Raw genomic sequence first — 26,417 nt, 5'->3', positions numbered from 1 at the left:
GTTCTCAGAAAGCCCGTGCCGCCAGGCGGCGCTCGGCTCCGCGCTGGAGAGTCGTGATGATGCGCTGGCGCAGTCCGTTGACGAAGCGCTCCCAGCGCCCAGGGTTGGTCACCACCCGCGCCCGATAGAAGCTGGGGCACAGAATGGCGGCGTGGCTGACCTCGCCGCACAGGCCGCAGCCGACGCAGGAGTTGTCGACATGGGCCACCGGATCGCGCCGCAACGGATCAGGATTGGGCTTGATCGACAGGGAGGGGCAGCCGGACAGACGGATGCAGCTATGGTCGCCGGTGCAGGTGTCGGGATCAACGCCGAAGCGGTCCTGAGAGACGCGCCGTCCCGCCTGAGCGGCCTTGCGCAGCAGGGGCTTCTCGCGGCGCTGCTTGTTCAGCATGCATTCGGACTGGGCGATGATGACCTTCGGACCCTTCTCCGGGCTGGTCAGCGCTTCCTTCAGCGCGCCCTTCATGCGTTTCAGGTCATAGGTGCGGTCGATGGAGCGCACCCATTCCACGCCGACGCCTCGCGCCGCCTTCTCGATCGGGTTGCGGGTGCTGCGCGCCTTGTTCTCGGCGCGCGAGGACAGCACGTCCTGGCCGCCGGTCGCGGCCGAATAGCCGTTGTCGACGACCAGGGTGACGGTGTCGTTCTTGTTGAACACGGCGTTGCCGACGCCTGAGGTCAGGCCGTTATGCCAGAAGCCCCCGTCGCCCATGATGGCGATCGCGCGCTTGTCTTTCGGCTTGAAGGCCGAAGCCCCGGCGGCGCCTAGGCCGTAGCCCATCGTCGTATTGCCGATGTTGAACGGCGGCAGGATGGAGAACAGGTGGCAGCCGATGTCCGCCGACACGTGCGACGGGCCCAACTCGCGCTCGACCATCTTCATGGCGGTGAAGATCGGGCGCTCCGGGCAGCCCGTGCAGAAGCCGGCGGGCCGGGCGGGAACCTCGGCGGCCAGACTTGCGGCGGCCGCAGGCGCCGGGGCGGCGGAAATCGTTGCGGGCGCTGGAGCGTGTTTCGGGCTCCATTCCTCAAGGAAGCTCTTCAGCCCCTTCTGGATGACGTGGGCGGCGTATTCGCCGGCGCGTGGCAGCGGGCCCTTGCCGACGATGCGGGTCTCAAGGCCTGCGCGCCGGATCAGGGTGTTCAGCTCATGCTCGATGAACTCGGGCTGGCCTTCCTCGATGATCAGCACCGCCTTCTTGCCCCGACAGAAATCCGTCACCTCTTCGGGGATCAGCGGATAGGTGACGTTGAGGCAGTAGATCGGCAGGGCGCTGTCGCCGAAGGCGTCGGCCAGGCCCAGCAGCTCCATCGCCCGGTTCAGGTTGTTGTAGAGGCCGCCCTGGACGATCAGGCCGACGTCGCCCTCGTTCGGGCCGAAGGTCTCGTTGAGTTTGTTGTCGCGCACGAAGGCGATGCCGGCGGGCCAGCGCTTCTCCACCTTCTCGACCTCATGCAGGAAGTTGGCGGGCGGCAGGACGATCCGCTCCACATCGCGCACGGGCGCGGCCGCCGCCTGGGCCACGGTCAGGGGCGGGCGGCGGTTGTCGCGGGCGACGAAGCTTCCGGTCATGTGGCAGGAGCGCACGCGCAGCTCCAGCATGACGGGCGTGTGCGAGGCCTCAGAAAGCTCGAAGCCCTTTTCGACCATGTCGACGATGCTGGTCAGGTTGGGGCGCGGGTCGAGCAGCCACATCTGCGACTTCATGGCGAAGGCGTGGGTGCGCTCCTGCATGATGGAGGACCCTTCGCCATAGTCCTCGCCGACGATGATCATGGCGCCGCCCGTCACCCCGCCCGAGGCGACGTTGGACAGGGCGTCGGAGGCGACGTTCGTGCCCACGACCGACTTCCAGGCCACGGCGCCGCGCAGCGGATAGTTGACGGAGGCGGCCAGCATGGCCGCCGCCGTGGCTTCCGAGGCGCTGGCCTCGAAATGAACGTCCAGGCTTTCAAGCAGGTCGTTCGCATCGGCGAAGACGTCCATCAGGTGACTGATGGGCGAGCCCTGATAACCGCCGACATAGGCGACCCCGGATTGCAGCAGCGCCTTGGTCACGGCGAGGATGCCCTCGCCGTGAAAGACGTCGCCTTCACCGGCGGTCAGCTTGCGGACTTCCGACTTGAAGGAACGCTCGGCCATCTTGGATCAGCCCGCGACCAGAGCCAGAACGCGCAGAGGGCTGCCCGATCCATCACGGATCTTCAGCGGCGGCGCGATCACCACGGCGCCCGTAGGCGGCAGGGCGTCCAGGTTCTGTAGGCACTGCAGACCATAGCGGCCGGCCCCGTGGAAAAGGGCGTGGGCGGGGTAGGGCGGCTCCAGCAGGTGAGCCTGACCAGCGTCCGTGCCGATGGTTTCGACGCCGAAGCCCAGAGCGTCGCGCTCTTCGACCAGCAGGCGGACGGCGGCGGCCGACGGTCCGGGGTGTGGGCGCCGTCTTCGCGGCGGTTCACATAGGCCTCTGGGTCACGCTTGGACCAGTCCGTGCGGAACAGGACCCAGCTGCGCGGCGGGATGCGGCCGTGAACGGCTTCCCACGCCTCGATGTGAGCGGGCTCCAGCAGGAAGTCGGGATCGGCGGCGGCCTCGGCGGAACAGTCGATGACGACGGCGGGGGCGATCAGGTCGGACGGCGGCACCACGTCCACGGTGCCGGCCGGCTGGTCCTTGCCGGTGACCCAGTGGGCGGGCGCGTCGAAATGGGTGCCCGTGTGCTCGCCGACGGTGAAATTGCTCCAGTACCAGGCGACGCCGCGCTCGTCGTAGCGGGATATTTCCTGGCGGCTGAACGGCGCGCATTGGCCGAACGGCGGCGGCAGCACCAGCGTCGGCGTGTCTTCCGACAGGGTTTGCGTCAGGTCGACGACCTTGACATCACCGCTGGCGATGCCTGCCGCGATTTGCGACAGAGCTTGTGCAGATACGGACATTCGTCCCTCCCCTTTTCTTTTTCCTCAGGATCAAGCCTTGCCGAAGAAACTTGCATCTGCAACTAATTTCTTGAGCGTCGACGCTGATCCGGCGTGGGCCCTGTGCGGGCAGGGACGGCGCCGTGGTTGAGCAAACGCGCCGGACAGGCGACCCCGGTTCGGAAGAGTTCCGTCTGGAGCGCTACCCTTTTTACCAGGTGAACAGGGTGCTTAGCCGCTACAACCTGATCATCGAGCGCGAACTGCGAAAGATCGACGTCGACATCCCGACATGGCGGGTGCTGATGATCCTGGGCGAGCAGGCGCCGCGTTCGATCGGTCAGATTTCGCGGGCGGGCGTGGTCAATCTGTCGACGATGATGCGGATCGTGGAGCGGATGACCAACGCCGGGCTGGTTTCGCGCAATACCAGCGCGGCGGACGCACGGGTGATCGACGTCAGTCTGACGCAGGCGGGCCGCGAGCGGTTGGCGCAGGCCCGGGTCCTGATGGCGCCCGTCTATCGTCAGGCGCTGGCGGGATTCTCCGAGCGGGATGCTGAGCGGCTGCTGACGCTGCTTGGACGACTGAACGCCAACCTGGAAGTCATGACGGACTAAGACGCTTCCGCGCGATCCGGCGCCGTGTCGGCGACGGAGATGAACCGCTTGCCTGCCGTCTTCATTTATTTTAGACCTAAAGCAACTGGAGGCGTCTCATGCGTGTTGCTTGTCTTGGCGGCGGTCCCGCCGGCATCTATTTCGCCATCTCGATGAAGCTTCGGAACCCGGAGCACGACATCCATGTCTTCGAGCGCAACCGGAGCGGAGACACCTTCGGCTGGGGCGTCGTCTTTTCCGACCAGACGCTGACCAATCTGAAAGCGAACGACCCGGTCAGCGCGGGTCGGATCCGGGATAGCTTTGCGCACTGGGACGACATCGCCGTGGCGCTGGATGGCCGCACGGAGGTGTCTTCCGGCCACGGTTTCATCGGCATAGGGCGCAAGCGGCTGTTGCAGATTCTGCAGGCTCGGGCGGCCGAGCTCGGCGTCGTCATGCATTTCGAGACCAGGTCGGCGATGACCTGGCGTCTTACGCCGACTTCGATCTGATCGTCGCCGCCGACGGGGTGAACAGCCGCATCCGCACCCACTACGCCGACCGTTTCGATGTCGACATCCAGACGCGCCGGAACAAGTTCACCTGGCTGGGCACGGAGAAGCTGTTCGACGCCTTCGCCTTCATCTTCGAGAAGACCCCGGCGGGTTGGATCTGGGCTCACGCCTATCGGTTCGACGAAACCCATTCGACCTTCATCGTCGAATGCTCGCCTGAGACCTGGGCGGGATTGGGCTTCGAGGACATGAGCCAGGAAGAGACGCTGGCGGCGTGCGAACGGATCTTCGCGCGCCATCTGGACGGCCATCCGCTGCTGAGCAATTCGGCGCACCTGCGCGGCTCGGCGTCTTGGATCAACTTCCGCCGGGTGCTGTGCGGCCAGTGGTCCTTCGACAATGTGGTGCTGCTCGGCGACGCCGCGCACACGGCGCACTTCTCGATCGGATCGGGCACGAAGCTGGCGCTGGAGGATGCGATCAAGCTGGCCGAGGTGCTGGACCGGCCGGGCCTCGATAACCGACAGGCGCTGACGCAGGCGCTGAAAGACTATCGCGACGAGCGCCAGGTCGAGGTGCTGAAGATCCAGAACAGCGCGCGCAACTCCACCGAATGGTTCGAGAACATCGACCGCTATGCGGATTTCGACGCCGAGCAGTTCGCCTACGCCCTGCTGACCCGCAGCCAGAGGGTCAGCCACGAGAACCTGCGTGTGCGCGACGGCCGCTGGCTGGGCCGGATCGAGGACTGGTTCGCCGGCAAGGCGGGGGCAGGGGCGGGGACGCCGCCGATGTTCGCCCCCTGCGCCTGCGCGAGGCGCAACTGTCCAACCGGATCATCGTGGCTCCGATGCTGACCTATCAGGCGGACGCAAAGGGGCGGGCGATGGACTTCCACCTGGCGCATTATGGCGCGCGAGGGCTGGGCGGCGCGGGTCTGCTCATGACCGAAATGCTGGCCGTGTCCCCAGAGGGGCGGGTCACGCCGAGCTGCGCCGGTCTCTATGACGACGATCAGATCGCGGGTTGGGCGCGGATCAACGCCCTGATCCATGCGGGGGAGAAACCCTCGTCGGCGCCCAGATTGGCCATGCGGGTCCGCGCGGAGCGTGCGCCGCGCCGCAGGGCGGCCGCCCGGCGACGACGCCTCTGGATCAGCCCTGGCCGCTTGTGGCGGCCTCGGATCGGCCCTGGGCCGAGGGCGGCCTCGTGCCCGCCGCACTGGACGAAGCCGGGATGAGCGCGGTTCGCGACGCCTTCGTCGCCGCGGCGCGCCGGGCGGAGACGGCGGGTTTCGACGTGCTCGAGATTCAGGCCGGGCACGGGACCCTGCTGTCCAGCTTCATCACTCCCCTGATGAACCATCGCCAGGACGCCTACGGCGGCGATCTGGACGGGCGGCTTCGCTTCCCGCTGTCGGTGGTGGAAGCGGTGCGCGCCGTCTGGCCTGAGGCCAAGCCGTTGCTGGTGCGGATATCGGCCGAGGACTGGATGGGGAGGCCGGTCTGGCGCCGGATGAGGCGGTCGAGATCGCCCGGCGAATGGCTGCGGCCGGGGCGGACCTGATCGACGTCTCGTCCGGCGAGACGCATCCAGACGCACGTCCTGTCACCGGGCGGATGTACCAGACGCCCCTGTCCGACCGCATCCGCAATGAGGCAGGCGTTCGCACCCTAGCGGTCGGCGCCATCACCGAGGCGGATCAGGCCAACGCCATCCTGGCGGCCGGGCGGGCGGACCTTGTCGCCCTGGGGCGCCCGCACCTTCTGGACCCGGCCTGGACTCTCAAGGCGGCGGCCGCCGCGGGCCGCCGCGAGCATCCGACGCCCAGCGTCTATCGCGCCGGTTTCGACCAGCTTGCGCGACAGGCCCGAAGCGCCGCAGATGGCGTGAGAGCCTGACCGGGGCGGCCGGGCGGTTCGCAGAGGAGTGGCGCGCCATGCGCGAGAAGCATGACGGCGGCGCGGGGCCGATCGACGTCCGGGCGTGGCTGCGGATGCTGAGCTGCACCATGACGATCGAAAAGAGTCTGCGGCGCGGCTTCGCAGAGCAATACGACACCACCTTGCCGCGTTTCGACGTGATGGCGGCGCTGGACCGTCATCCGCAGGGGCGGACGATGGGACAGCTGTCGCGCGCGCTTCTGGTGTCCAACGGCAACGTCACAGCCATCGTGCGTCAGCTTCAGGATGCAGGTCAGGTCGTGGTCAGTCCCGACCCCGAAGATCGCCGCTCGTCCATCGTGCGGTTGAGCGCGGCCGGGCAGGCCCGTTTCAACGTGCTGGCCAAGGCGCACCATGCGTGGATCCATCAGGCGCTGTCCGACGTGGCGCCCGATGATCTGGAAAAGCTTCACGCCCTGTTGGCCAAGGTCAAGGCGTCGATCGGAGAGAACCTTCACACATGAGCTTCACGACGCGGAGCAAGGTGCGTTTCGCACACGTCGATGCGGCGGGCATCGTCTTCTATCCCCGCTATTTCGAGATGCTGAACGGGGCGGTCGAGGACTGGTTCGCTGAAGGCGTGGGCGTTGATTTCGCCGAACTGCACCTGACGCGCGGCCTGGGCGTGCCCACGGTCAGCCTGGACAGCCGGTTTGCGGCGCCCAGCCGCCTCGGCGACGAACTGGACATCACCATCGAAGTGAAATCGATCGGCCGATCCAGCTGCGCCGTGGCCTATACGGTGGCCTGCGGCGACGAGGTGCGGATGACGGCCGAGGGCGTGCTGGTCTGCATGATCCTGGCTGAAGGGCGCTCGGCGCCTTGGCCGGATGACGTTCGCGACGGTCTGGCGAAGACCTGAACCTCGCCCTGTTCCTGAAATGAAAAGCCCGCCCCGGCGCTGCGCCGGGGCGGGCTTTGTCGTCAGGCGGCGACGACGGGGTGGCGCAGCTTGCCGATGCCGACGACTTCGGCCTCGACCGTATCGCCGGGCCACATCCATTCCTGCGGGTCCATGCCGGCGCCGACGCCTGCTGGGGTGCCGGTGGCGATGATGTCGCCGGGCTCCAGGGTGATGCCCTTGCTGATGTCGGCGATCAGCTCATCGACCTTGAACAGCATATAGGCGGTGTTGCTGCTCTGCTTCTGGACGCCGTTCAGCGACAGGGTCAGGTCCAGCGTCTGCGGGTCGGGAATCTCGTCCGCCGTGACGATGCAGGGTCCCATTGGGGCGAAGCTGTCCTGGCCCTTGGAGTAGATCCACTGACCGGCGCGGCGGCAGTCGCGGGCGCTGACGTCGATCAGCACCGTATAGCCGAACACGTGGTTGAGCGCGTCCTCGCGGCTGACGCCCTTGGCGGTCGAGCCGATCACCGCCGCCAGTTCGACTTCCCAGTCCAGCTGCTGGGTGATGGCGGCGTTGTGGACGATGGGGTCGCCCGGCCCGACCACGGTCGTCGGCGGCTTGGAGAAGATCACCGGCTCGCGCGGCAGGTCGGTCGAAGTATCCAGCGTCTTGGCCGATTCCGCGACGTGCTCCGTATAGTTCAGGCCGATGCCGAAGATGTTCTTGCGCGGGCGCGGAATAGGGGCCAGCAGCTTCGCGTTCGACAGAGGCGAGGCGACGCCGACCGGATACAGGCCCTTGGCTTCGGCCATCAGGGCCGACGCCGCCGACACCGCCTGAGGGCCCAGGTCGATGAAGGCCAGCATGGTCGACGGCAGGGCGACGCCGCGCGCCTGACCCAGTTTTTCAAGGTCGACGACCAGGTCGCCGTCGATGGCGCCCAGCCGGGCCTCGGCCTCGACGCTGGCGCGATAGGTAACAAGACGCATGGGTTTTAAGTCCTATTCGGAGAGGATGGGTTGGTGGCCGTCGTTCTCGGCCAGGGCTTCTTCGCGATAGAGGCCCAGGGCGCGCATGACCGGCAGGTCGTGGAAGGCGAACAGGCAGGCGTCCTCGGTGTCCGAGGCGTTGGCGTGCTCGTGATACATCCAGGCCGGGACGACGAAGATGTCCCGCTCGCGCCAGTCGAACCGGCGGCCGTTGATGATGGAATAGCCCTGACCCTTGGCGCACTGATAGACGAAGCTGCCGGTCTGGCGGTGGGCCTTGGTCCGTTCGCCGGGGCGCAGCATCTGCATCGAGGCGCCGATAGTCTGCATGACCGGCCCGCCCGTGTTCGGGTTGACATAGTCCATGTGGACGCCGTCGTAGGGGCTGCCGTCGGTGACGGCGGCGAAGCGTTGCAGGGCTTCGTAGGTCGGGCCCCACTCATACTTCAGCAGCGGCGAATAGGGTTTGTTCCAGGGCGTCGAGGCCGGGCGCAAGGCCGCGCCCGCCCACGTCGCCGTGCTGTCGTCGACGGGGAAGGAGACCGCCTGGTTCAGGTCCGGGTGGACCTCGTAGAAGTTGGCCTCCAGCGCATTCATCATCGGAATGTCGAGGCCGTCCTGCCAGATGCAGATCTCGCCGTCCTCGGCCACGCCGTGCTCATGCCAGGTCCCGTTGGGGGTCAGCACGAAGTCGTTCGGCCCCAGCGTCATCTTGTGCCCGTCGACGTTGGTGAAGGCGCCGCGCCCTTCCATGATGAAGCGCAGGGCTGAGGCGCTGTGGCGGTGGCTGGAGGCGCATTCGCCGGGTTTCATCACCTGCAGGCCGGAATAGAGCCAGCCCACGGCCGCGACCACGTCGGCCCGCCCCTTGTTCTCCAGATAGACGACGCGACGCCCCGCCTGTTCCGGCGTGACCAGATCCAGGGCCTTCAGCACGTGGTCGCGCAGGTCGGCGTAGCGCCACAGCATGGGGACGGAGGTGGAGACCGGCTCCCAGGGCTCGATCTTGTTGGCCACCGTCCACAGGGCGCCGGTTCCCAGCTGCGAGAGGCGGCGATAGTAGTCCACCAGTTCGGGGGTGTCGGCGACGTTGGCGCGGCCGATGACATCCTCGCGGTATTGGTCGAAACGGTTCGTCATGACCCCACTCCTCCACTAATATTATAGACCTAAAATATCTTCCAATTGCTGTCAAACGCAACTAATCTGCGCTGAGGTTTCAGGGATGAAGAGGGGGCCGTGATGTCTCAGTCCTACAAGGCGGCCGTGGTGCAGGCGGCGTCGATTCCGGGCGATCCTGGGGCGTCGGCGACCAAGGCGGCGGACCTGATCCGTCAGGCGGCCGGCGAGGGGGCGCGGCTGATCGTCTTTCCCGAGGCCTTCCTGGGCGGCTATCCGAAAGGCGCCTCGTTCGGCACGCCCGTCGGGATGCGCAAGCCGTCGGGGCGCGAGGATTTTCGCCGCTACTACGAAGGCGCCATTGATCTCGACGGACCCGAGGTAGCGGCCCTGACCCAGGCGACGGCCCAAACCGGCGCCTTTGTGGTGATGGGAGTCATCGAGCGCGGCGGGGCGACGCTTTACTGCACAGTCCTGTTCTTCGACGGCGAGCGCGGCCTGATCGCCAAACACCGCAAGCTGATGCCGACGGGCGCCGAGCGGCTGATCTGGGGCTTCGGCGACGGCTCGACCATGCCGGTGATCGACACCTCGCTGGGCCGGATCGGGGCCGTCATCTGCTGGGAGAACTACATGCCCATGCTGCGCATGGCGATGTACGATCAGGGCATCGGCCTCTATTGCGCGCCGACGGCGGACGACCGCGACGGCTGGGCTGCCTCCATGCGCCATATCGCGCTGGAAGGCCGCTGCTTCGTGCTGTCCGCCTGCCAGCATATCCGGCGCGAGGCCTATCCGGCGGACTATGACTGCGCCCTCGGCGACGCGCCCGACACGGTGCTAATGCGCGGCGGCAGCATGATCGTCGCCCCTCTGGGCGAGGTGCTGGCTGGGCCCGACTATTCCGGCGAGACGATCCTCTACGCCGATATCGACCTGTCCGAGATCGCGCGCGCCAAATACGACTTTGACGTCGCGGGCCACTATGCGCGCCCCGACGTTTTCCAGTTGAGCGTCAACACGGCGCCGCAGCGTCCGGTGCGCCGCATCGGGTCGGAGGACGACCTTGCTGTTTGACCTGTCGCAGCTGGAAGCGGGCGATCGCTACAAGCTGATGGCGTCGTCCATTACGCCCAGGCCGATCGCCTGGGTGACGACCCTGTCGCCGGACGGCGTGCGCAACGCGGCCCCCTACAGCTTCTTCAACATGATGGCGGCCGATCCGCCGCTGATCGCCCTTGGTCTGATGCGCAAGCCGAATGGTGATCGCAAGGACACCTGCGCCAACATCGTCGCGACGGGCGAATTCGTCGTCAATCTGGTGTCCGAGGATGATCTGGACGCCATGAACTGGACCTGCGCCGAGGCCCCGGCAGGCTATGACGAACTGGCCGCCACCGGGGTGGCGACGGCGCCGTGCGCCATGGTCAGGCCGCCGCGCATCGCCTCGGCGCCCGTCAGCTTCGAATGTCGGGTCGTCGAGAGGCTGGACTTTGCGCCCGCGGCCACGGTGGTGATCGGACAGGTCCTGGCCCTGCACATGGACGACCGCTTCGTCGATCCCAAGCGTCTGCATGTCGATACGCCCGCCATGCAGCTGATGGCGCGCATGCATGGCGCCGGTTGGTACACCCGTTCGACTGACCGGATTCAGCGCGACCGTCCCAGTTTCGAGGATCTGCGCCGCAAGGCGACGGGTTGCGACGTAACCGCCTGATCTTTGATCTTCGTTGCCATGAGCGCAACAGACTGTATCAGCGAACCGCATTGTCACGCTTATCGCATTTCCTGACAGTGCGAGGCTCCGGCGCGCCCGGACTAGAGGGGATTTCACATGTACTCGCTTCGTCTTCCACGTTTCGCGTCTCTGATGGCGGCGGCATCGGCTGCGGCCCTGGCCGTTTTCGGCGCGCAGGCCGCCTTGGCTCAGGCGCAGCCGGACGGAGAGGTCACGGCTCTGGTGGGCGGCTCGGTGGTTTCGGTCGAGGACGGGCGGATCATTCCCGACGCGGTGGTCGTGGTCGAGGGCCAGCGCATCGTCCGGGTCGGTCCGCGCAGCGAGATCCAGCCGCCGGTCGGCGCCCGCATCATCTCGACGGAGGGCCGTTGGCTGGCTCCGGGGCTGATGAATATGCACGTCCACTTCGGCCTGAAGCTGCCGGGGGCGGCGGGGGCCGAACTCCAGAATGAAACGGACGCCCAGCAGGTGCTGCGCATGGCGCATAACGCCGAGCGTTCGCTGCGCGCGGGCGTGACCAGCGTGCGCCTGGTGTCCGAACTGCACGGCAACGACTTCGCCCTGAAGCGCGCCATCCAGCGCGGCGAGGCGGTCGGCCCGCGCATCGAGACGGCGGGCGAACTGATCGTGCCGACCGGCGGTCACGGCTTCCGCGAAGTCGACGGCCCCTACGCCTTCGCCCGCGCCGCGCGCGAACAGATCAAACAGGGCGCCTCCTGGATCAAGATCGCCATTTCGGGCGGCATTTCCGACACCCACGGCGACATCGCCGCCGCGCCGATGACCGATGAAGAGCTCTCTGTCCTGATCGACGTGGCCCATCGCAACGGCGTGCGAGTCACCGCTCACAACGGCTCGCCCCAGGCGGCGATGCAGGCGCTGGAATACGGCATCGACGCCTTCGAGCACGGCTATCACCTGACCGAGCCGGTGCTGCGCCGCATGGCCAAGGACGAGGCCTGGCTGATCCCGACCATCGTCGTCAGCCAGCCCGGTGCGCGCGCCTTCTATCAGCGGATCGGTTCGCCGGACTGGTACCTGGCGCGGGTCGACAGCGTGGGCAAGGATCACTGGGCCGTGCTGCAGCAGGCGATCCGACTGGGCGTGCCGATCGCGCTGGGCACCGATCAGTTTCCGTTCGAGGACAACGAAGGCACGACCGCCACGGTGCGCGAAGCCGAACTCTATGTCGATGCGGGCATGACGCCGCTTCAGGCGCTTCAGGCCGCCACCATCCAGCCCGCGCGCATGATGCGTCGCGACGCCGATATCGGCAGCATCACGGTCGGCAAATACGCTGACATCGTCATTCTGGACGGCGACCCCACCAAGGATATCGGCGCGCTGCGCTCGCTCAGCTTCGTCATGAAGGGCGGAGCGGTCGTGCGCGATGACCACGGCCTGTCCGGCCAGGCGCGCTGAGCCTGCCGCGGAAATCTTGACCATGTCTCAGTACGCTTCGTTCCGCGCGATGCACCGGCGGTATGTTCACCGCTGGCTGCTCGTCATCCCCTTCATCTGGCAGATCGGCCTGACGCCGCTGGTCAATACGGCGTCGGTGCGGGTCTTCTCTCTGCCCCTGCCGATGGCGTGGCAGATGGCGGGCATCCTGGTCGCCACCGCCGTGATCGGCTTCGTCTTCTGGCGCGACGAGCGCATCGAGAAGGAGCTGGGTCTGACCGATGATCGGGACGCGGAGGGTCTGTCGTGACCCTGGTTCTGACCTTCGGCATCGTGCTGGCGACAATGATCGGCGCCATGCTCTACGGACATCAGAAGTCCAAGGCCAAGACGGTGAGCGAATGGGCGGTCGGCGGCCGTAGCTTCGGCACCCTGATCTTCTGGTTCCTGAACGCGGGCGAGATCTACACGACCTTCGCCGTGCTGGGCATTTCGGGCTACGCCTGGGCCTATGGCGCGCCCGCCTATCTGGCCTTCACCTCCGTGTCTCTGGCGGCGACGCTGGGCTATTGGCTGATGCCGCGCATCTGGCAGGCGGGGCGTCAGGGCGGCTTCATCACTCAGGCGGACTTTTTCGCCGCCCGCTATAAGGCGACCTGGCTGGGGTGCCTGGTCGGTCTGGCGGGGATCGCCGCCATCGTCGTCTATGTGCAGATCCAGATCACGGCCCTGAGCCTGATCCTGCGCCTGACGCTGGGGACCGAGGTGTCGGTGACGGCGGCGGCGATCATCGCCGCAGGCATCATGCTGGCCTTCGTCTATGTGGCGGGGCTGCGCTCGGCCGCCTTTGCGGCCGGGGTCAAGGACGTGCTGATGATCGTTCTGGTCGTCGGCCTGAGCGCCACCGTCGCGGGCAAGGTCGGGGCCTCGTCCATTCTGGACGTGTTTGCGCGGGTTCAGGACCAGCATCCCGGCATCGGCGTCTTTCCGGGCATGGTCCCCGAAGCGGGCCTGACGGTGACCTGGATGATGACGGCGGCCCTGAACGTCGCCCTGGGCACCTGGATCTTCCCGCACATGTTCCAGCTCTGCTACGCAGCCGGCAGCCGCAAGGCCATCCGCCGCAACGCCGTGCTGCAGCCGATCTATTCCCTGTCCTTCTTCTTCATCATCCTGCTGGGCTTCGGCGCCCTGCTGGCCGGGGTTTCTCCGCCGGGCGGAGACGTCAACGCCGCCCTGCTGCAGTTCGTGTCCGACGCCTATCCGGCGTGGATGATCGGCCTGCTGGCCGGGACCGCCTGTCTGCTGGCGCTGGTGCCGGGTTCGGTGCTGCTGCTGACGGCGGGATCGATCTTTAGCCGCAACGTGGTCATGCCGCTCAAGCCGGACCTGAGCGACAGGGCCAGTCTGCTGGGGTCGCGGCTGTCGATGGTGGGCTTTGCGGCGGTGGCCGTGTGGCTGACGATCGGCGCGACCTCGTCCCTGGTCGAGATCGGCCTGGCCGCCTATGCCGCCATCGGCATGTTGGCGCCTGGCGTCTTCCTGGCCTTCCTGTGGCCGCGCGCCAATGCGATCGGCGTGGCGGCGGGCATCGGCGCGGGCTATGCGGCCCTGTTGCTGCCGTCCGCCCAGTCGCTGTGGGCGGCCCTGCTGCCGGGCTGGGACAAGGGACTGGTGGCGATGGGCGTCAACGCCCTTGTCGCGATCGTCGTCGTGCTGCTGACGACGCGTGGCCGTCCTGAAGGCGGGCGTTAAGCCCGCCTCCGGTTCGCGTCAGTCGCGCCCTGTCTCGGTCTCGTTCCAGCCCTTGATGCGGGTTTCGAACGCGGCCAGCAGGCGCGCGGGCGCGCCGTCCAGCTGACGCCCCAGCCGGTGGATCAGGCTGATGGTCGTGTCTTCGAGGTTGGCCTCGCTGAGCGGGCGGACCACCAGGGTTCCCTCTTCCAGTTCGCTCGTCACCGCGATGCGCGGCAGGACCGTGACCATCCGGCCCGCCCGCGCCGCCTCGCGCATCACATACAGGGAGGTCGTGGTCAGGGCGGGCTCCAGCCACACCTGTTCACGCCGTTCGGCCTCACGCAGGATCTGGCGGATTCTCAGGCCGATGTCCGGCAGGCACAGGTCGAAGGCGCTCAGCTGGGGCAGGGACACGCTTTTCAGCCGCGCGGCCGGGTGATCGGGCGCGCACACCACCATCAAGGGCTGGGCCGCCACGGCGCGCACGCGGATCTTGGGCTCGGCGCAGTCGTTGAAGATCAGGCCGAAGTGGGCGTTGTCGTCGAGAACCGCCCGGACGATTTCCGTCGTCGACTGCACCGACACGGACGCGGCGATACCGGGGTGCTGGCCCTGGAATTCCTCAAGGACCTTGGAGAAGAAGCCGCCCAGAAAGCCCTCGCCGACAGCGATGCTGACCTTGCCCGCTTTCATCTGCCGATGCTCGTGAAGCCTGTTCATGAAGGCTTCTTCGTTGGCGACGCAGCCTTGATAGTATTCGTAGGCCAACTGGCCCGCCTCGGTCATGCGGATTGAGCGCCGTCCACGTTCGATCAGGGCCACGCCCATGTCGCGTTCCAGTTGTGCGATCTGACGACTGATGGAGGAGACGGCGACGCCGATCTTGTCGCTGGCCAGCCGCATCGAGCCCAGCCGCGCGGCCTCGTGAAAGTAATAAAGCGCGTTTCCCTGCATGGCGTCCTCCTAGGACGCAGAGGCTAGCGCGTGTTGCGTGAAACGCAATGATATTGATCATTTGTCCCGTATTGTGAGACCAAACGAAATGCTCGAGACAGGGCCATTCTGTCGCACAGTATTGATCTAGAGGTGTTTGTGACTGGCAAGAGAATGCGCGTCGGCTGGCGCGGCTACATCCCCGCGATCACGACGCCCTTCGACGTCGATGGACAGCTTGACCTGCCAGGCCTCGGGACGTTGCTGGAATGGCTGCACGCTGAGGGCATGCACGGTCTGGTGGTGGCCGGAACCACGGGTGAGTGGACCAGTCTGGCCCCTCAGGAGCGCAAGGCCCTGATCACCGCCGTCGGCAAACAGATGAAGGGCAAGATCTCTCTCATCGCCGGTTGCACAGCCTTTACCGCGCAGGAGGTCGTCGATTTCGCCGAGACCGCCCACGCCTGCGGTTACGAAGGCGTGCTGGTGACGCCTCCGCCCTATATTCGCCCGTCAGCCGATGAGATCGTCAGCTTCTATCAGACGGTGTCGGACGGGTCGGCCCTGCCGATCTGCGTCTACAACTGGCCTCCGGGCACGGGCGTTGACATGGACTTCGACCTGTTGCGCCGTCTGGCCGACATCGAGAACGTCGTCGCCATCAAGCAGTCGACGGGCGACCTGCGCCGCTTCGTCCAGACCTATTTCGGACTGTGCGAGCAGATCCGCGTTTTCGGCCACAGCATGGACGACGGCGGTCTGGCCTTGTTAAGGGGCGGGGGCGGCGACGGCACCATGGGGGCCGGCGGCGTATTGGGGCGGACCCAGCCGGATTTCTACAATCACGTCTGGGCCGGGGATTTCGAGGCGGCGCGCGCCTGCGGCCGTCAGGACCGGGTCATCATGGACGCTTGGTACACCTCTGAGCTTGTCGGCCGCTTCGGGTCGGGGCCCGCCATTCTGAAGGCGGCGCTGAACATCCAGGGCCTGCCGGGCGGCTATGTGCGCCGTCCGTTGCTGGACGTGCGCGAAGCCGATCTGGAGCGCATTCGCGAGACTCTGGCGTCGCTCGGGCGCGCCTGATCAATGGAGCGTCTGGACGTCGTGGTGATCGGCGGCGGCCTGGTCGGCGCCGCTACGGCGTTCAGGCTCGCCCAGGCCGGGGCCTCGGTGGCCGTCGTGGAGGCGGGCTATCCTAATGTCGGCGCGTCCGGCGCCAATGCGGGGTCTCTGCATTTTCAGCTGGAGCGCCGCTTCCTGGAGAACGGCGAGGCGCTGGCCGATCAGGCCGCGCAGGTGTTGAGCCTCAACCGCCTCGCGATCGAGGAGTGGCAGGGGCTGGACGCCGAAATGGGTCCGGATCTTCATATCCACATGCGCGGGGGCCTGATGGTCGCCGAGACGGCGGACCAGGTCCGCACGCTGGAGCGCAAGGTCGCCCGCGAGGTCGAGGGCGGTCTGGACACCCGGCTGATCGACGGCGCCGAAGCGCGCAGCATTGCGCCGGGCCTGTCCGAAGCCGTGACGGCGGCGGCCTATCTCGCCTCGGAAGGCCATGCAGACCCGAAGGCCCTGACGCCGGCCTTCATGACGCGCGCCCAGTCGGCGGGCGTCCAACTGCTGCAGGGCGCGCGCCTGACGGCTGTCGGTTCGGATGCGCAGGGCTATCGGCTGACCGTGCGCCGCGGCGAGGCGGACATCGAACTTGCGACCCGCAAGGTGTTGATCACGGCGGGCGCCTGGACCGGTCGGATCGGCGAACTGTTCAACCTGCATCTTCCCATCTATCCGGTCGCGCTGCTGATGAATGTGACGGAGCGCGCGCCGCCCATGCTCGAGCAGTTGATCCAGCACGTCGGTCAAAGGCTGTCGATGAAGCAGGCGCACGCCGGAAACATGCTGATCGGCGGGGGTGGCCGTCTCGTATGCGGCTGGACGCCGCGGGTCGGTTCGACCTGGATCGGCCGGCGGAACTGCTGACGCCCTCGCTTGCGGGCAATCTGGGGGTCGCGTCGCGGATCTTTCCGCCGGTCGCCGAGCTCAATCTGATCCGCAGTTGGACCGGGATCACCGCCATCACTGCGGATCAGAGCCCGTTGGTCGGCGAAGTGCCTCAGGCGCCGGGCGTCTATGTGGCGGCGGGCGGTTCGGCCTTCACCCTGGGGCCGGTGTTCGCCCGTCTTCTCGCCAGACTGATCCTCGATGAGCGCGAGGATCGCCTGTCGATCTTCTCTCCGGCGCGCTTCGGCCACCTCAACAGCTTCATGGGAGGTCGGCTTGCGTAAGACCGAGGGCGTGTCGCGCGGGGAGCCCTTCGCCTTCAGCGTCGACGGCGACATGATCCGGGCCTATCCGGGAGAGACCATTGCGGCGGCCATGCTGGCCGCTGATGCGGTGGGGTTTCGGCGTGATCGATCGGCGCGCGCGCGCGGCCTGTTCTGCAACATGGGCGTCTGCGGCGAATGTCTGGTCCATGTGCGGGACGGCGACGTTTCGCGACGCCTTCGCGCCTGCCTGGTTCCGGCTGAACCCGGAATGACGGTCGAGACGGGTATCGGCGAATGAGTTCGTCCCTCAGCGGCGCGAGCCCAGATTACGACCTGGCCGTAATCGGCGCAGGACCGGCGGGGCAGGCGGCGTGCCTGAGCCTCAACGGGGCCTTGCGGATCGCCGTCATCGACGAACAGGCGCGGCCGGGCGGCCAGATTCTGCGTCAGCCGCCGCGCGCGTTTTCGGTCGCCGACTGGATGAGGGGCGGGGCCTATCGCGGACTGAAGGCGCGGCTGGCCGCCTTTGAGGCCTTATCGAACGTCGACTTCATGGGCGGGCGCTCGGTGCTTGGCCTGCGCGAGGCGGGCGGCGCGTGGACGCTGACCCTGTCCGGCGCCTCGGGCGTCGAAGAGGTTTCGGCGCGCCGGGTGCTGATCGCCGGCGGCTGCTACGATCTTGCCGCGCCCATCCCCGGCTGGACCCTGCCGGGCGTCATGAGCGCGGGCGGTACGCAGGCCTTCATCAAGAGTCAGCAACTGGTCCCCGGCAAACGTCTGGCCTTCGCGGGCAGCCACCCGCTGCAACTGCTTGTGGCGGAGCAGGCTCTGGAGGCGGGCGGCGAGGTGGCCGTGGTCGCCTTCATCCAACCCTTCTCGACGCTCGTGCGGCGCGCCCTCGCCCGACCCTGGACGGCCCTGACGCATTGGCCCGTTCTGCTCTCGGCGCTCGGCAGCGCCTGGCGCCTTCTCAGGGCGGGCGTCTCCCTGCGTTTCGGCCGAGCGGCGCTGAGCGTGGAAGGGCAGGGAAGGGTCGCCGCCCTGCTTCTGAGCGAGGCGGAGCGGTTCAACTGCGATGCGGTCGCGCTCTGTTTCGGCTTCATGCCCCAGGCGGACCTTCCGCGCGCGGCGGGCCTGCAGGTGACGCCCGCCAGACCCGGGGGCTGGAAGACGAGCCACGACGAATGGATGCGGGCCTCGCGCCGGGGCGCCTATGTCGCGGGCGAGACCACAGGCGTTAAGGGCGCCGAAGCGGCGTCGGCCGAAGGCGCTCTGGCCGGTCTGGCGGTCGCCCTGGACGAGGGCCTTATCGATCAGGATGAAGCGCGTCGTCGCGCCCGGCCCTGGCGCAAGGCGCGCGAGGCGGCGATGCGGTTTTCGGCCCTGCTTGAGGCCGTCGCCGACCCGGGGCCGTTCAGCGCCCGCCTGCCTGATGCGGACACGATCATCTGCCGCTGCGAGGATGTGGTTCTGGGCGATCTGCAGGCCGCGCTGGCGCGCTGCGACGAGGTCGGTTCCGTCAAGCTGGCGACCCGATGCGGCATGGGCGCGTGCCAGGGCCGAAACTGCGAGCATAGCCTTTTGAGCCTGGCCGGAGAGCCGCATTCCGAACGCTCAGCGTTCACGGCGCGCTTTCCAGCAAGGCCTGTCAGAGTCGGCGATCTCGCCGCTCGTTGATTGCGTTCAGCGCAACGATTTTTCCAAAAGCAGTCATTGTTTGCGGCGGCAGAACGCCACAAAACTGTCTTCATCAAAAGTCGGAACACGTTGCAATGGAGGGGAGCGTGGCCGGAAATACTCGCGATGAGGGGAGGCCCTTGTTCACGGTGGACCATGTGTCCAGGACCGTGCCTGACCTCGATCAGGCGCTGGCGTTCTACTGCGGCGTTCTGGGGGCGGACGAGCTTTACCGCATGGGTCCGATGGACGCGGCTGAGATGCCGACAGGTCCCGATGGGCGCGACTGGATGGAGGCCCACGTGGGCGTCCGGGGCGCGCGTCTGACCCTGGCGATGATCGCCTTTACAGGGGCGCCCGCGTCCAGCTGGTGCAATACGACAGCCCGGATGGGCGACGGATGGAGCCGCCGCTCAACTGCGACATCGGCGGGCATCACATCGCATTCCGGGTCGATGACGTTCCCGCCGCCGCCGCCTGGCTGGCGGAGCGGGGCTGCAAGCCGCTGGACCCCATCGAGATCGACGCCGGGCCGCTGGCGGGCAAGACCAACCTCTACATCCAGGATCCTTTCGGGCTGCAGCTCGAACTCGTCGACTAGCCGGGAGGGCGACATGGCGACCACGAAAATCAATCCATCAGAGGCTCTACGACAGCACGCCTTTCGGCTTCTCTCATGCGGCCGTTCAGGACGGGGGCAGGGTGCTGCATCTCGCCGGCCAGGTCGCCTGGGACGCCGATTGCAATGTCGTGGGCGTCGGCGACTTCGCCGCCCAGGTCGACAAGGCGCTGGCCAACATCGCGGCGGTGCTCGCACATTCCGGCCTGGGTCCGTCGGATGTCGTGCGGCTGCGGACCTACATCGTTGATAACGACATGGAGCGCCTCGGCGCCGTGGTCGGCGCCCTGAAACGCTTTTACGGCGACGAGACGCCGGTGCCCAACACGGTGGTCGGGGTGCAGTCCCTGGCCCTGCCGGACTTCCTCGTCGAGATCGAGGCCATCGCCCAGTTCCGCGATTAAGGCCGCGTCCGCGCGCGCCTGATCGCTCATTCCTTCACGCTAAACCCTTGGAGTTCCTTCGTTGACTTCTCCCAACACGCGTCAGTGTTTGCTGACATCCACTGTTATCGGCGGTGTCGCCGCCCTGACGGCCTTCGCCGCCCAGCCTGCCGCCGCCATGGTTCAGGACGAACCCACCTCGGTCAGCGAGATCGTCGTCACGGGTTCGCGGATTGTCCGAAAGGACTATAATTCGACCAGCCCCATCGTGACTGTCGGCCAAGAAGACCTGCAGGCGACCGGATCGGTGACGGTCGAAAGCCTGATGAACGACATGCCGCAGTTCATGCCGGGCAACAGCCACGGCTCGGTCAACCCGGGCAATGGCGGTCAGGCGAACCTGAACCTGCGCGGTCTCGGCAGCAACCGGACCCTCGTTCTGATGAACGGTCGCCGTATCGTGCCGTCGAACGCGGACGGCACGGTCGACGTCAACCTGATCCCGGCGGCCCTGATCAAGAACGTCGAAGTCATCTCGGGCGGCGCCTCGGCCACCTATGGCTCGGACGCCCTGGCCGGCGTGGCCAACTTCACCCTGAACGACAGCTTCTCCGGCGTTCAGATCGACGCCCAGTACGGTCAGACGGAACGCGGCGACGGCACGACCGAGAGCTTCACCATCACGATGGGCGGCAATCTGGACGACGGTCGCGGCAATGCGGTGCTGTCGATCGGCCGTTCGACCCGTTCGGCGATCATGAGCAATGCGCGCGGCTTCTCGCGTGTTTCGGGCCGCAACAGCGTCTCGCCGCTGGGCGTCACGACCTTCGACTCGACCAACCTGCCGAGCCAGGCCTTCATCAACAGCTATCTGAACTGCGCCAGCTGCGTCACTCCGACCGGCGAGTTCGGCTACAACACCGACGGTTCGCTGTTCAGCCACGTCGGAGCCTACAACTTCAAGAGCCCCGGCGGCGCCGAATGGGACGCCTATCACCAGCCGGGCGTGGCCTGGGCCTACAATACCGGCGCGACCGGCATGCTCAGCATTCCGCTGGAGCGCTGGAACGCCTTCTCGGCGGTCCGCTATGATCTGACGGACTCGGTCGAGCTGTACGGCAACGTCCTGTACACTCAGTACAGCTCGGACGTGATCCTGGCGCCGACGCCGATGCCGGGGCCGTCGCCGACGTACGGTTTCCGCGTGCCGACGACCAACCCGTTCATCTCGCCTGACCTGCGCGCCTTCCTGGACGCGCGTCCGAATCCGACGGCCTCCTTCGGTCTGAACAAGCGCTTCAACGCCATCGGCGGCCGCCTGGCCGAGGACAGCACCACGGTCTATCAGGTGACGACCGGCGTGCGCGGCGCTCTGCCGTTCGGCGACTGGCGCTATGACGTCAGCGCCCAGTACGGCCGCGTCGACAACCAGACGCAGCAGTCGGGCAACGTCTCGCGTTCCGCCGTTCAGCGTCTGCTGGATGATCCGGCCGGCGGCGCCAATCTGTGCGAAGGCGGCTTCAACCCGTTCGGCCTGACGCAACTGTCGCAGAGCTGCATCAACTACATCAACCGCAACAGCAAGAACGCGACCCTCAGCGAGCAGAGCGTCGTCGAGGCGACCATGCAGGGCGGTCTGTTCCAGCTGCCGGCCGGCGAAGTCCGCGTCGCCCTGGGCGCTCAGTATCGCGAAGACACCTTCGCCTTCCGTCCGGACGCCGGCCTGTCGCAGAGCAATCCGATCGTCGACCACCTGGGCGCGGACGGCCTGCCTGACGGCGGCAAGATCGGCGGCGTGGAAGTCGCCGGCTTCAACCCGGTTCAGCCCCTGACCGGCTCGACCAACTCGACCGAAGTCTTCATCGAGGCCCTGATCCCGATCCTGGCCGATCAGCCGTTCGTCCAGTCGCTGGACCTGAACCTGGGCTATCGCTACGCCGATTACAGCACCGTCGGCGGGGTTTCGGCCTATAAGGCGGACATCGACTGGGCCGTTGTCGATGGTCTGCGTGTTCGCGGCGGCGTCCAGCGCGCCGTGCGTGCGCCCTCCATCGGCGAACTGTTCGGCAACCGCGACATCAGCTCGCCGCAGATCGGCAGCCCGGTGAACGCCGCAGGCCAGGCCGTTTATGGCGGCGACCCGTGCGACATCCGCGGCGCCTACCGCAAGGGACCCGATGGGGCCAAGGTCCGCGACCTCTGCATCGCGCAGGGCCTGTCGGCGGCCGCTGTCGACAGCTATGTCTTCAACAGCACTCAGATTCAGGGCTTCGTCGGCGGCAACCGCAACCTGAAGGAAGAGACGGCGGACACCTGGACGCTGGGCTTCGTCTATCGTCCGCAGCTGGAAAACCCGCTGTTCTCGCGCCTGTCGACCTCGCTCGACTACTACAGCATCGAGATCACCGACGTGGTCGGCACCATCACGGCGGCGAACCAGCTTCAGGGCTGCTTCAACGCCACGGGCGTGACGAACACCAGCTATGACGCCAACAACGGCTACTGCCAGCTGTTCCGCCGCGACGCCATGACGGGCAATGTGGTGGACAGCCTGGGCCTGCAGCAGAACCTGGCCACGCTGAAGACCTCCGGCGTCGACCTTCAGGTCGACTGGGGCTTCGACCTGATGGACGCCGGCATGCCCGACTGGGGCGCCCTGAACCTGAACTTCGTGGTCGGCTGGATGGATAGCTGGCAGCGCCAGGATGCTGCGGGCGGTCCGTTCAACGAGCGCGCAGGCACCATCGACTCCACCAACGGCTTCACCTTCCCGGAATGGAAGTTCCTGACCTCGGTCAACTATTCCAAGGGGCCGTATGGCGTGGGCGCTCGCTGGCGTCGGGTCGGCGAGGTGGATATCTACCGCACCGATAACAAGCTGGATGCGATCAACTACTTCGATCTGCTGGGCACCTGGGAAGTGAGCGACCGCGTCGTCCTGCGCGCGGGCGTTAACAACCTGACCGACCAGGACCCGCGCACCTGGTCGCCGGGCATCCAGGCCAACACCGATCCCTCGACCTATGACATCTTGGGACGGCGCTACTTCGTGGGTCTGACGGCTAAGTTCTGACCCCGATCAGGCGCGGCGGCGACGGTTCGGCCATCCTCCTGAGGCCGTCGTCGTCGCGCTTTGAATTCTGAGCGGGACGTATGAGTTGAGGGAACCGAGTATGAGAAGACGTGAACTCCTTCTGGGCGTGGCCGGTGCGGCGGCGCTCAGCATCGCCGCCGCATCGCCCGCTGCGGCGGCATGGCGCCAGACGGATGCGCGCGAGCGGTTCGCGGCCCTGGTCAAGGAGAGCCAAAAGGCGGACGACGCCCTGAATCCGCTGCGGCTGGCGCGACGGGGGCAGCGCCCGACCGGCGACGTCTTCATCGACCCTCAGGGCGAGGCCTACGCCCGGCAGTTTGGCGCCCAGAAGCGGGCGGAGCTGAACGCCCTGTCGGCCATCGACCGTGCGTCTCTGCCTGAGGGCGATCAGATCGCCTATGACGTCTTCCGCTATCAGGCGGAAAAGGCGGTCGAAGAGATCGACAGCGGCCTGCATGCGATCCGCAACAAGGCGCCGCTGAACGCCTCGTTCGGCCTGCACGTCGAATTCCCCGACTATATGACCAGCGCCCAGTTCAAGTCGGTTCAGGACTATGAGCTGGGTCTGGCCCAGCTTGAAGGCTTCACCGCCTTCATGAACGACACGGTGAAGCGTCTGGAGCAGGGGATGGCCGAGGGGTATCACCAGCCGAAGATCGTGGTGACCAACGTCCTGGCGCAGGTCGAGGCCTTCCTGGCCCTGCCAGTCGAAGACAATCCCCTCTATGCCCCGGCGACGCGCTTCCCCGACGCGATCGGGGCGGCCGACCGCACGCGACTGGAGGCGGCCTATCGCAAGGCGGTCCAGGACGGCGCCTATCCCGCCTATGACCAATGGCGCGTCTTCCTGCGCGAGCGGTATCTGCCGACCGCGACCGACGGCGCGGGCCTGTGGGCGATGAAGGACGGCGCGCGCGTCTATGCGGCGGATCTGGTGCGCCACACCACGACCACCATGAGCGCGGAAGAAATTCACCGTCTCGGCGTGTCGGAAGTGGCCCGTATCCGCGCCGAGATGGAGGAGTCGCGCAAGGCGGCGGGCTTCACCGGCGATCTGCCCGCCTTCTTCGAACACATCCGCACCGAGCCGAGCTTCTACTACACCGAGCCGAAGGACCTGATCGACCACTTCGAGCGGATCGAGGCCAAGGTCTGGCAACGGATGCCCGAACTGTTCTCGCGCCGCCCGCGCGCCGAGTTCGAGGTCCGTCCGCTGCCCGCGCTGGGGGACCAACGCGGCACGGGCTATTATCGCTCGGGCCCGCCGGACGCCTCCGAGCCTGGCGTGCTGTATTTCAACATGGCGATGCTGAACACGCGGCCGATCCCGACGCTGGAGACCCTAGCGCTGCACGAAGGCGTGCCGGGGCACCACTATCAGTCGTCGCTGGTGCAGGAAGACGAAAGCCTGCCTGATCTGCTGCGTTTCCGCCTGGCCCCGGCGACCGCCTATACCGAGGGCTGGGGGCTCTATGCGGAGTCTCTGGGCAAGGACCTGGGCCTGTTCACCGACCCCTATCAGTGGTTCGGCCATCTCGACATGGAGATGCTGCGCGCCGTGCGTCTGGTGGTCGACACCGGACTTCACGCCCTGCGGTGGGAGCGCCAGCAGGCCATCGACTACATGCTGGCCAACACGTCGATGGCGCAGCGCGACGTGGTGGTCGAAATCGACCGCTACATCACCAACGCCGGTCAGGCCTGCGCCTATAAGGTGGGCGAGCTGAAGCTTCAGGAACTGCGCGGCCGGGCGACCCAAAAGCTGGGCGACCGGTTCGATATCCGCCATTTCCACGATCAGGTGCTGGACACCGGCGCCCTGCCGCTGGACGTGCTGGAAGCCAAGATCGACCGCTGGCTGGCCGCCGCCGCCTAAGCGGGCGGGACTGAAGGGGAGCAGGGCATGAACAGACGGCAGATGCTGACGGCGGCGGCTGGGACGGCCGCCCTGGCGGCGGCGCCCGCGGCCGCGGCTTTCGACAGCGCCGACGGTCGGCTGGCGGCGTTGTTGGAACGGCACGCCCGCTCCCTTCAGGCGTTCGACGGAGGCAGCGAGGCGGATCCGCTGGGCGACCGCTCCGTCGCCGGACGCGCCCGTTTCCGGGCTGAGAACACGCAAAGGATCGCCGAGCTTCAGCGCGTCGATCGCGCGGCCCTGTCGCCCGCAGCCCGCATCGACCGGGATACGGCTGCCTTCGTCTACGGCGTTCTGGACGATCATCTGGCGCGGCCGGGGACGGTGGACCTGGATCTGCGGCCCAGCCCCTATGTCGTCAGTCAGATGAACGGCGCCTACTACTGGTCGCCGCCGCGGATCGGCGCGCGGGCGATCAAGGGTAGAGAGGTCTATCTGGACGGCGTCGCCGCCCTGGCGCGCGGCATCGAGCAGGAGAGCGAACGCATCGTCCACGACGCAGGCCAGGGCGTCATTCCGCCGGATTTCATTCTGGCGATGACAGCGGCGCAGGTGAGGGCTCTGCGCGACAGCGCGCCGCAGGCCAACCCCGTCCTGGCCCCGGCGTACCGCACCGACGAAGCCCTGGGCGAGGAAGGGGCCGCCCTGTTCCGCAGGATCGTCGCCCCCGCGCTGGACCGTCAGGCGCGGGCGCTGGACGCCCTTGTCGGGCGCGCGTCGGACAAGGCCGGGGTCTGGGCGCAACCGGACGGCGAGGCGCTCTATACCTCGTCGCTGTACGCCAACATCACCATTCGGCGAGAGCCGGGCGAGTTGCATCGTCAGGGTCTGGAGTGGGTGGCGGCCCTGTCGGCCGAGATCGACGCCGATCTGAAGCGGCTGGGGATGAGCCAGGGCTCGGTCGGCGAACGCATCGCCGCCCTGAACGTCGACCCGCGTTTCCTGCAGCCGAACACCGACGCCGGGCGGGCCGAGGTGCATCGTCAGGCCGAAGCCTATCTGGCGGCGTCGCGGGCGCGGGCGTCGCGGGCCTTTACTCATCTGGTCGATACGCCGGTCGAGGTTCGCCGCATGTCGACGGCCACCGAAGACAGCTCTCCGGTCGCCTTCTACAACGGGCCGTCGGGCGGGGCGCCGGGCGGGGTGCTGCTGAACCTGAAGACGCCCAGCGATCTGCCGTCCTGGCGCCTGCCGACGCTGATCCACCATGAGGGCGTGCCGGGCCACCACTCTCAGGCGGCGGTGCTGGACGAAGTCGGCGGCCTGTCGGCCTTCCGGCGCGCGGCGCGCTTCTCGGCGTGGACCGAAGGCTGGGCCCTCTACGCCGAAGCCATGTCGGACGAGATCGGCGCCTATGAGGCCGACCCCTACGGCCGCATCGGCTATCTGCAGGCGCAGCTCTGGCGCGCGGGGCGCGTTGTGGTCGACACCGGTCTGCACCACGAGCGCTGGGACCGCGAACAGGCCGTCGCCTATATGGTCGACACCGTCGGCGAACTGCGCGGACCGACCGAGCGCGAAGTGAACCGCTACTGCGTCTATCCTGGGCAGGCCTGCTGCTTCATGGTCGGCAAGCAACAGATCGTCGCCTCTCGCGAGGCGGCGAAACAGGCCATGGGCGGTCGTTTCCGCCTGGGCGACTATAACGATCTTGTACTGCGTTCCGGCCCCTTGCCGATGGAAGTCCTGGACGCCCTTGTTCAGCAATGGAGCGCCGCCTGA

28 protein-coding genes are annotated in these 26,417 nt (G+C 67.1%); 23 read left to right on the top strand and 5 right to left on the bottom strand.

Translation table 11 applies throughout. The features are described from left to right. Positions 1–4: 4 nt before the first annotated feature. On the bottom strand, positions 5–2,146 hold the full coding sequence (locus V8F63_RS00385; protein WP_392354175.1) for an indolepyruvate ferredoxin oxidoreductase subunit alpha: 2,142 nt from the start codon (positions 2,144–2,146) through the stop codon (positions 5–7). A gap of 77 nt (positions 2,147–2,223) precedes the next feature. Continuing rightward, positions 2,224–2,937, bottom strand: coding sequence for a cyclase family protein (locus V8F63_RS00380; protein WP_392354173.1), 714 nt, complete (start codon positions 2,935–2,937; stop codon positions 2,224–2,226). A 122-nt stretch (positions 2,938–3,059) separates the two neighbouring features. On the opposite strand from V8F63_RS00380, the gene V8F63_RS00375 reads away from it, so the two are divergent. The 8 genes from V8F63_RS00375 (at position 3,060) to V8F63_RS00340 (ending at position 6,838) form a co-directional block, all read left to right on the top strand. Beyond that, positions 3,060–3,536, top strand: a complete 477-nt coding sequence (locus V8F63_RS00375; RefSeq protein WP_025977710.1) for a MarR family winged helix-turn-helix transcriptional regulator — start codon at positions 3,060–3,062, stop codon at positions 3,534–3,536. Between the two features lie 98 nt (positions 3,537–3,634). Next, the gene (locus V8F63_RS00370) at positions 3,635–4,030 is read left to right on the top strand and encodes a hypothetical protein (RefSeq protein WP_392354172.1); all 396 of its coding nucleotides are present in this window, start codon (positions 3,635–3,637) and stop codon (positions 4,028–4,030) included. 17 nt (positions 4,031–4,047) lie between these two features. After that, positions 4,048–4,890 (top strand): FAD-dependent monooxygenase, encoded by an 843-nt coding sequence (locus V8F63_RS00365; RefSeq protein WP_392354170.1) that lies wholly within the window; start codon positions 4,048–4,050, stop codon positions 4,888–4,890. Then, positions 4,884–5,273: a hypothetical protein gene (locus V8F63_RS00360; RefSeq protein WP_392355124.1), complete on the top strand. Its 390-nt coding sequence runs from the start codon at positions 4,884–4,886 to the stop codon at positions 5,271–5,273. The genes V8F63_RS00365 and V8F63_RS00360 overlap by 7 nt, the downstream gene beginning before the upstream one ends. Further along, the gene (locus V8F63_RS00355) at positions 5,270–5,599 is read left to right on the top strand and encodes a hypothetical protein (protein ID WP_392354168.1); all 330 of its coding nucleotides are present in this window, start codon (positions 5,270–5,272) and stop codon (positions 5,597–5,599) included. Before V8F63_RS00360 ends, V8F63_RS00355 begins: the two co-directional genes overlap by 4 nt. Beyond that, positions 5,575–5,934 (top strand): hypothetical protein, encoded by a 360-nt coding sequence (locus V8F63_RS00350; protein ID WP_392354167.1) that lies wholly within the window; start codon positions 5,575–5,577, stop codon positions 5,932–5,934. The genes V8F63_RS00355 and V8F63_RS00350 overlap by 25 nt, the downstream gene beginning before the upstream one ends. Before the next feature lie 38 nt (positions 5,935–5,972). Further along, positions 5,973–6,440 (top strand): MarR family transcriptional regulator, encoded by a 468-nt coding sequence (locus V8F63_RS00345; RefSeq protein ID WP_392354166.1) that lies wholly within the window; start codon positions 5,973–5,975, stop codon positions 6,438–6,440. Between the two features lie 20 nt (positions 6,441–6,460). Continuing rightward, positions 6,461–6,838, top strand: a complete 378-nt coding sequence (locus V8F63_RS00340; protein ID WP_392354164.1) for a thioesterase family protein — start codon at positions 6,461–6,463, stop codon at positions 6,836–6,838. A gap of 62 nt (positions 6,839–6,900) precedes the next feature. Here the strand turns inward: V8F63_RS00340 and V8F63_RS00335 are convergent, their stop codons facing one another. After that, positions 6,901–7,812: a fumarylacetoacetate hydrolase family protein gene (locus tag V8F63_RS00335; RefSeq protein WP_392354162.1), complete on the bottom strand. Its 912-nt coding sequence runs from the start codon at positions 7,810–7,812 to the stop codon at positions 6,901–6,903. Positions 7,813–7,824: 12 nt separating this feature from the next. Beyond that, positions 7,825–8,952 (bottom strand): cupin domain-containing protein, encoded by a 1,128-nt coding sequence (locus V8F63_RS00330; protein ID WP_392354161.1) that lies wholly within the window; start codon positions 8,950–8,952, stop codon positions 7,825–7,827. 102 nt (positions 8,953–9,054) lie between these two features. On the opposite strand from V8F63_RS00330, the gene V8F63_RS00325 reads away from it, so the two are divergent. The 5 genes from V8F63_RS00325 to V8F63_RS00305 all read left to right on the top strand — a co-directional run bounded on the left by V8F63_RS00325 (position 9,055) and on the right by V8F63_RS00305 (position 13,825). Continuing rightward, entirely contained in the window at positions 9,055–10,008 is a 954-nt protein-coding gene (locus V8F63_RS00325) for a carbon-nitrogen hydrolase family protein (protein ID WP_392355123.1), read from the top strand. Continuing rightward, a complete protein-coding gene (locus V8F63_RS00320; protein WP_392354160.1) occupies positions 9,998–10,648 on the top strand; it encodes a flavin reductase family protein in 651 nt (216 codons plus the stop codon). The genes V8F63_RS00325 and V8F63_RS00320 overlap by 11 nt, the downstream gene beginning before the upstream one ends. A 153-nt stretch (positions 10,649–10,801) precedes the next feature. After that, the gene (locus V8F63_RS00315; protein WP_392354159.1) at positions 10,802–12,091 is read left to right on the top strand and encodes an amidohydrolase family protein; all 1,290 of its coding nucleotides are present in this window, start codon (positions 10,802–10,804) and stop codon (positions 12,089–12,091) included. A gap of 22 nt (positions 12,092–12,113) precedes the next feature. Continuing rightward, on the top strand, positions 12,114–12,380 hold the full coding sequence (locus V8F63_RS00310; RefSeq protein ID WP_201105631.1) for a DUF3311 domain-containing protein: 267 nt from the start codon (positions 12,114–12,116) through the stop codon (positions 12,378–12,380). Beyond that, positions 12,377–13,825 carry a sodium:solute symporter family protein gene (locus V8F63_RS00305; protein ID WP_392354158.1) on the top strand — a complete coding sequence of 483 codons (1,449 nt, stop codon included), beginning with the start codon at positions 12,377–12,379 and terminating at the stop codon, positions 13,823–13,825. The genes V8F63_RS00310 and V8F63_RS00305 overlap by 4 nt, the downstream gene beginning before the upstream one ends. A gap of 18 nt (positions 13,826–13,843) precedes the next feature. Here the strand turns inward: V8F63_RS00305 and V8F63_RS00300 are convergent, their stop codons facing one another. Next, positions 13,844–14,761 (bottom strand): LysR family transcriptional regulator, encoded by a 918-nt coding sequence (locus tag V8F63_RS00300; RefSeq protein ID WP_392354157.1) that lies wholly within the window; start codon positions 14,759–14,761, stop codon positions 13,844–13,846. 138 nt (positions 14,762–14,899) lie between these two features. Between V8F63_RS00300 and V8F63_RS00295 the strand changes: the two genes are divergently transcribed. The 10 genes from V8F63_RS00295 to V8F63_RS00250 all read left to right on the top strand — a co-directional run bounded on the left by V8F63_RS00295 (position 14,900) and on the right by V8F63_RS00250 (position 26,417). Next, the gene (locus V8F63_RS00295) at positions 14,900–15,823 is read left to right on the top strand and encodes a dihydrodipicolinate synthase family protein (protein ID WP_392354156.1); all 924 of its coding nucleotides are present in this window, start codon (positions 14,900–14,902) and stop codon (positions 15,821–15,823) included. Positions 15,824–15,826: 3 nt separating this feature from the next. Then, complete coding sequence (locus tag V8F63_RS00290) at positions 15,827–16,720, top strand: FAD-dependent oxidoreductase (RefSeq protein WP_392354155.1); 894 nt, start codon at positions 15,827–15,829, stop codon at positions 16,718–16,720. Beyond that, positions 16,666–17,025, top strand: coding sequence for an FAD-dependent oxidoreductase (locus V8F63_RS00285; protein WP_392354154.1), 360 nt, complete (start codon positions 16,666–16,668; stop codon positions 17,023–17,025). The genes V8F63_RS00290 and V8F63_RS00285 overlap by 55 nt, the downstream gene beginning before the upstream one ends. Then, positions 17,018–17,305, top strand: a complete 288-nt coding sequence (locus V8F63_RS00280) for a 2Fe-2S iron-sulfur cluster-binding protein (RefSeq protein WP_051582093.1) — start codon at positions 17,018–17,020, stop codon at positions 17,303–17,305. The genes V8F63_RS00285 and V8F63_RS00280 overlap by 8 nt, the downstream gene beginning before the upstream one ends. Further along, positions 17,302–18,684, top strand: a complete 1,383-nt coding sequence (locus tag V8F63_RS00275) for an NAD(P)/FAD-dependent oxidoreductase (protein WP_392354153.1) — start codon at positions 17,302–17,304, stop codon at positions 18,682–18,684. Before V8F63_RS00280 ends, V8F63_RS00275 begins: the two co-directional genes overlap by 4 nt. A 400-nt stretch (positions 18,685–19,084) precedes the next feature. Beyond that, positions 19,085–19,285, top strand: coding sequence for a VOC family protein (locus V8F63_RS00270; RefSeq protein ID WP_392354152.1), 201 nt, complete (start codon positions 19,085–19,087; stop codon positions 19,283–19,285). 101 nt (positions 19,286–19,386) lie between these two features. Then, the gene (locus V8F63_RS00265; RefSeq protein ID WP_392354151.1) at positions 19,387–19,707 is read left to right on the top strand and encodes a RidA family protein; all 321 of its coding nucleotides are present in this window, start codon (positions 19,387–19,389) and stop codon (positions 19,705–19,707) included. Positions 19,708–19,795: 88 nt separating this feature from the next. After that, positions 19,796–22,759: a TonB-dependent receptor domain-containing protein gene (locus V8F63_RS00260; protein WP_235599191.1), complete on the top strand. Its 2,964-nt coding sequence runs from the start codon at positions 19,796–19,798 to the stop codon at positions 22,757–22,759. A gap of 100 nt (positions 22,760–22,859) precedes the next feature. Then, entirely contained in the window at positions 22,860–24,656 is a 1,797-nt protein-coding gene (locus V8F63_RS00255) for a DUF885 domain-containing protein (protein WP_392354150.1), read from the top strand. A 27-nt stretch (positions 24,657–24,683) separates the two neighbouring features. Then, positions 24,684–26,417 carry a DUF885 domain-containing protein gene (locus tag V8F63_RS00250; protein WP_392354149.1) on the top strand — a complete coding sequence of 578 codons (1,734 nt, stop codon included), beginning with the start codon at positions 24,684–24,686 and terminating at the stop codon, positions 26,415–26,417.

It is taken from the genome of Brevundimonas sp. LF-1 (genome assembly GCF_037055305.1).
In the GTDB taxonomy this organism is placed as follows: Bacteria; Pseudomonadota; Alphaproteobacteria; order Caulobacterales; family Caulobacteraceae; genus Brevundimonas; species Brevundimonas sanguinis.
Note: the sequence above shows the minus strand (reverse complement) of the source record. Positions and strands in the feature narration are given on the sequence as shown.

What these genes read in the sequence shown, in the direction of transcription:
- V8F63_RS00355 (WP_392354168.1), top strand. Translation starts at nt 5,270, where the DNA reads ATGAGCGCGGTTCGCGACGCCTTCGTCGCCGCGGCGCGCCGGGCGGAG.
- V8F63_RS00300 (WP_392354157.1), bottom strand. Translation starts at nt 14,761, where the DNA reads ATGCAGGGAAACGCGCTTTATTACTTTCACGAGGCCGCGCGGCTGGGC.
- V8F63_RS00360 (WP_392355124.1), top strand. Translation starts at nt 4,884, where the DNA reads ATGCTGACCTATCAGGCGGACGCAAAGGGGCGGGCGATGGACTTCCAC.
- V8F63_RS00345 (WP_392354166.1), top strand. Translation starts at nt 5,973, where the DNA reads ATGCGCGAGAAGCATGACGGCGGCGCGGGGCCGATCGACGTCCGGGCG.
- V8F63_RS00335 (WP_392354162.1), bottom strand. Translation starts at nt 7,812, where the DNA reads ATGCGTCTTGTTACCTATCGCGCCAGCGTCGAGGCCGAGGCCCGGCTG.
- V8F63_RS00290 (WP_392354155.1), top strand. Translation starts at nt 15,827, where the DNA reads ATGGAGCGTCTGGACGTCGTGGTGATCGGCGGCGGCCTGGTCGGCGCC.
- V8F63_RS00330 (WP_392354161.1), bottom strand. Translation starts at nt 8,952, where the DNA reads ATGACGAACCGTTTCGACCAATACCGCGAGGATGTCATCGGCCGCGCC.
- V8F63_RS00350 (WP_392354167.1), top strand. Translation starts at nt 5,575, where the DNA reads ATGGCTGCGGCCGGGGCGGACCTGATCGACGTCTCGTCCGGCGAGACG.
- V8F63_RS00315 (WP_392354159.1), top strand. Translation starts at nt 10,802, where the DNA reads ATGGCGGCGGCATCGGCTGCGGCCCTGGCCGTTTTCGGCGCGCAGGCC.
- V8F63_RS00270 (WP_392354152.1), top strand. Translation starts at nt 19,085, where the DNA reads ATGGAGCCGCCGCTCAACTGCGACATCGGCGGGCATCACATCGCATTC.
- V8F63_RS00255 (WP_392354150.1), top strand. Translation starts at nt 22,860, where the DNA reads ATGAGAAGACGTGAACTCCTTCTGGGCGTGGCCGGTGCGGCGGCGCTC.
- V8F63_RS00310 (WP_201105631.1), top strand. Translation starts at nt 12,114, where the DNA reads ATGTCTCAGTACGCTTCGTTCCGCGCGATGCACCGGCGGTATGTTCAC.
- V8F63_RS00250 (WP_392354149.1), top strand. Translation starts at nt 24,684, where the DNA reads ATGAACAGACGGCAGATGCTGACGGCGGCGGCTGGGACGGCCGCCCTG.
- V8F63_RS00385 (WP_392354175.1), bottom strand. Translation starts at nt 2,146, where the DNA reads ATGGCCGAGCGTTCCTTCAAGTCGGAAGTCCGCAAGCTGACCGCCGGT.
- V8F63_RS00380 (WP_392354173.1), bottom strand. Translation starts at nt 2,937, where the DNA reads ATGTCCGTATCTGCACAAGCTCTGTCGCAAATCGCGGCAGGCATCGCC.
- V8F63_RS00325 (WP_392355123.1), top strand. Translation starts at nt 9,055, where the DNA reads ATGTCTCAGTCCTACAAGGCGGCCGTGGTGCAGGCGGCGTCGATTCCG.
- V8F63_RS00370 (WP_392354172.1), top strand. Translation starts at nt 3,635, where the DNA reads ATGCGTGTTGCTTGTCTTGGCGGCGGTCCCGCCGGCATCTATTTCGCC.
- V8F63_RS00275 (WP_392354153.1), top strand. Translation starts at nt 17,302, where the DNA reads ATGAGTTCGTCCCTCAGCGGCGCGAGCCCAGATTACGACCTGGCCGTA.
- V8F63_RS00285 (WP_392354154.1), top strand. Translation starts at nt 16,666, where the DNA reads ATGCGGCTGGACGCCGCGGGTCGGTTCGACCTGGATCGGCCGGCGGAA.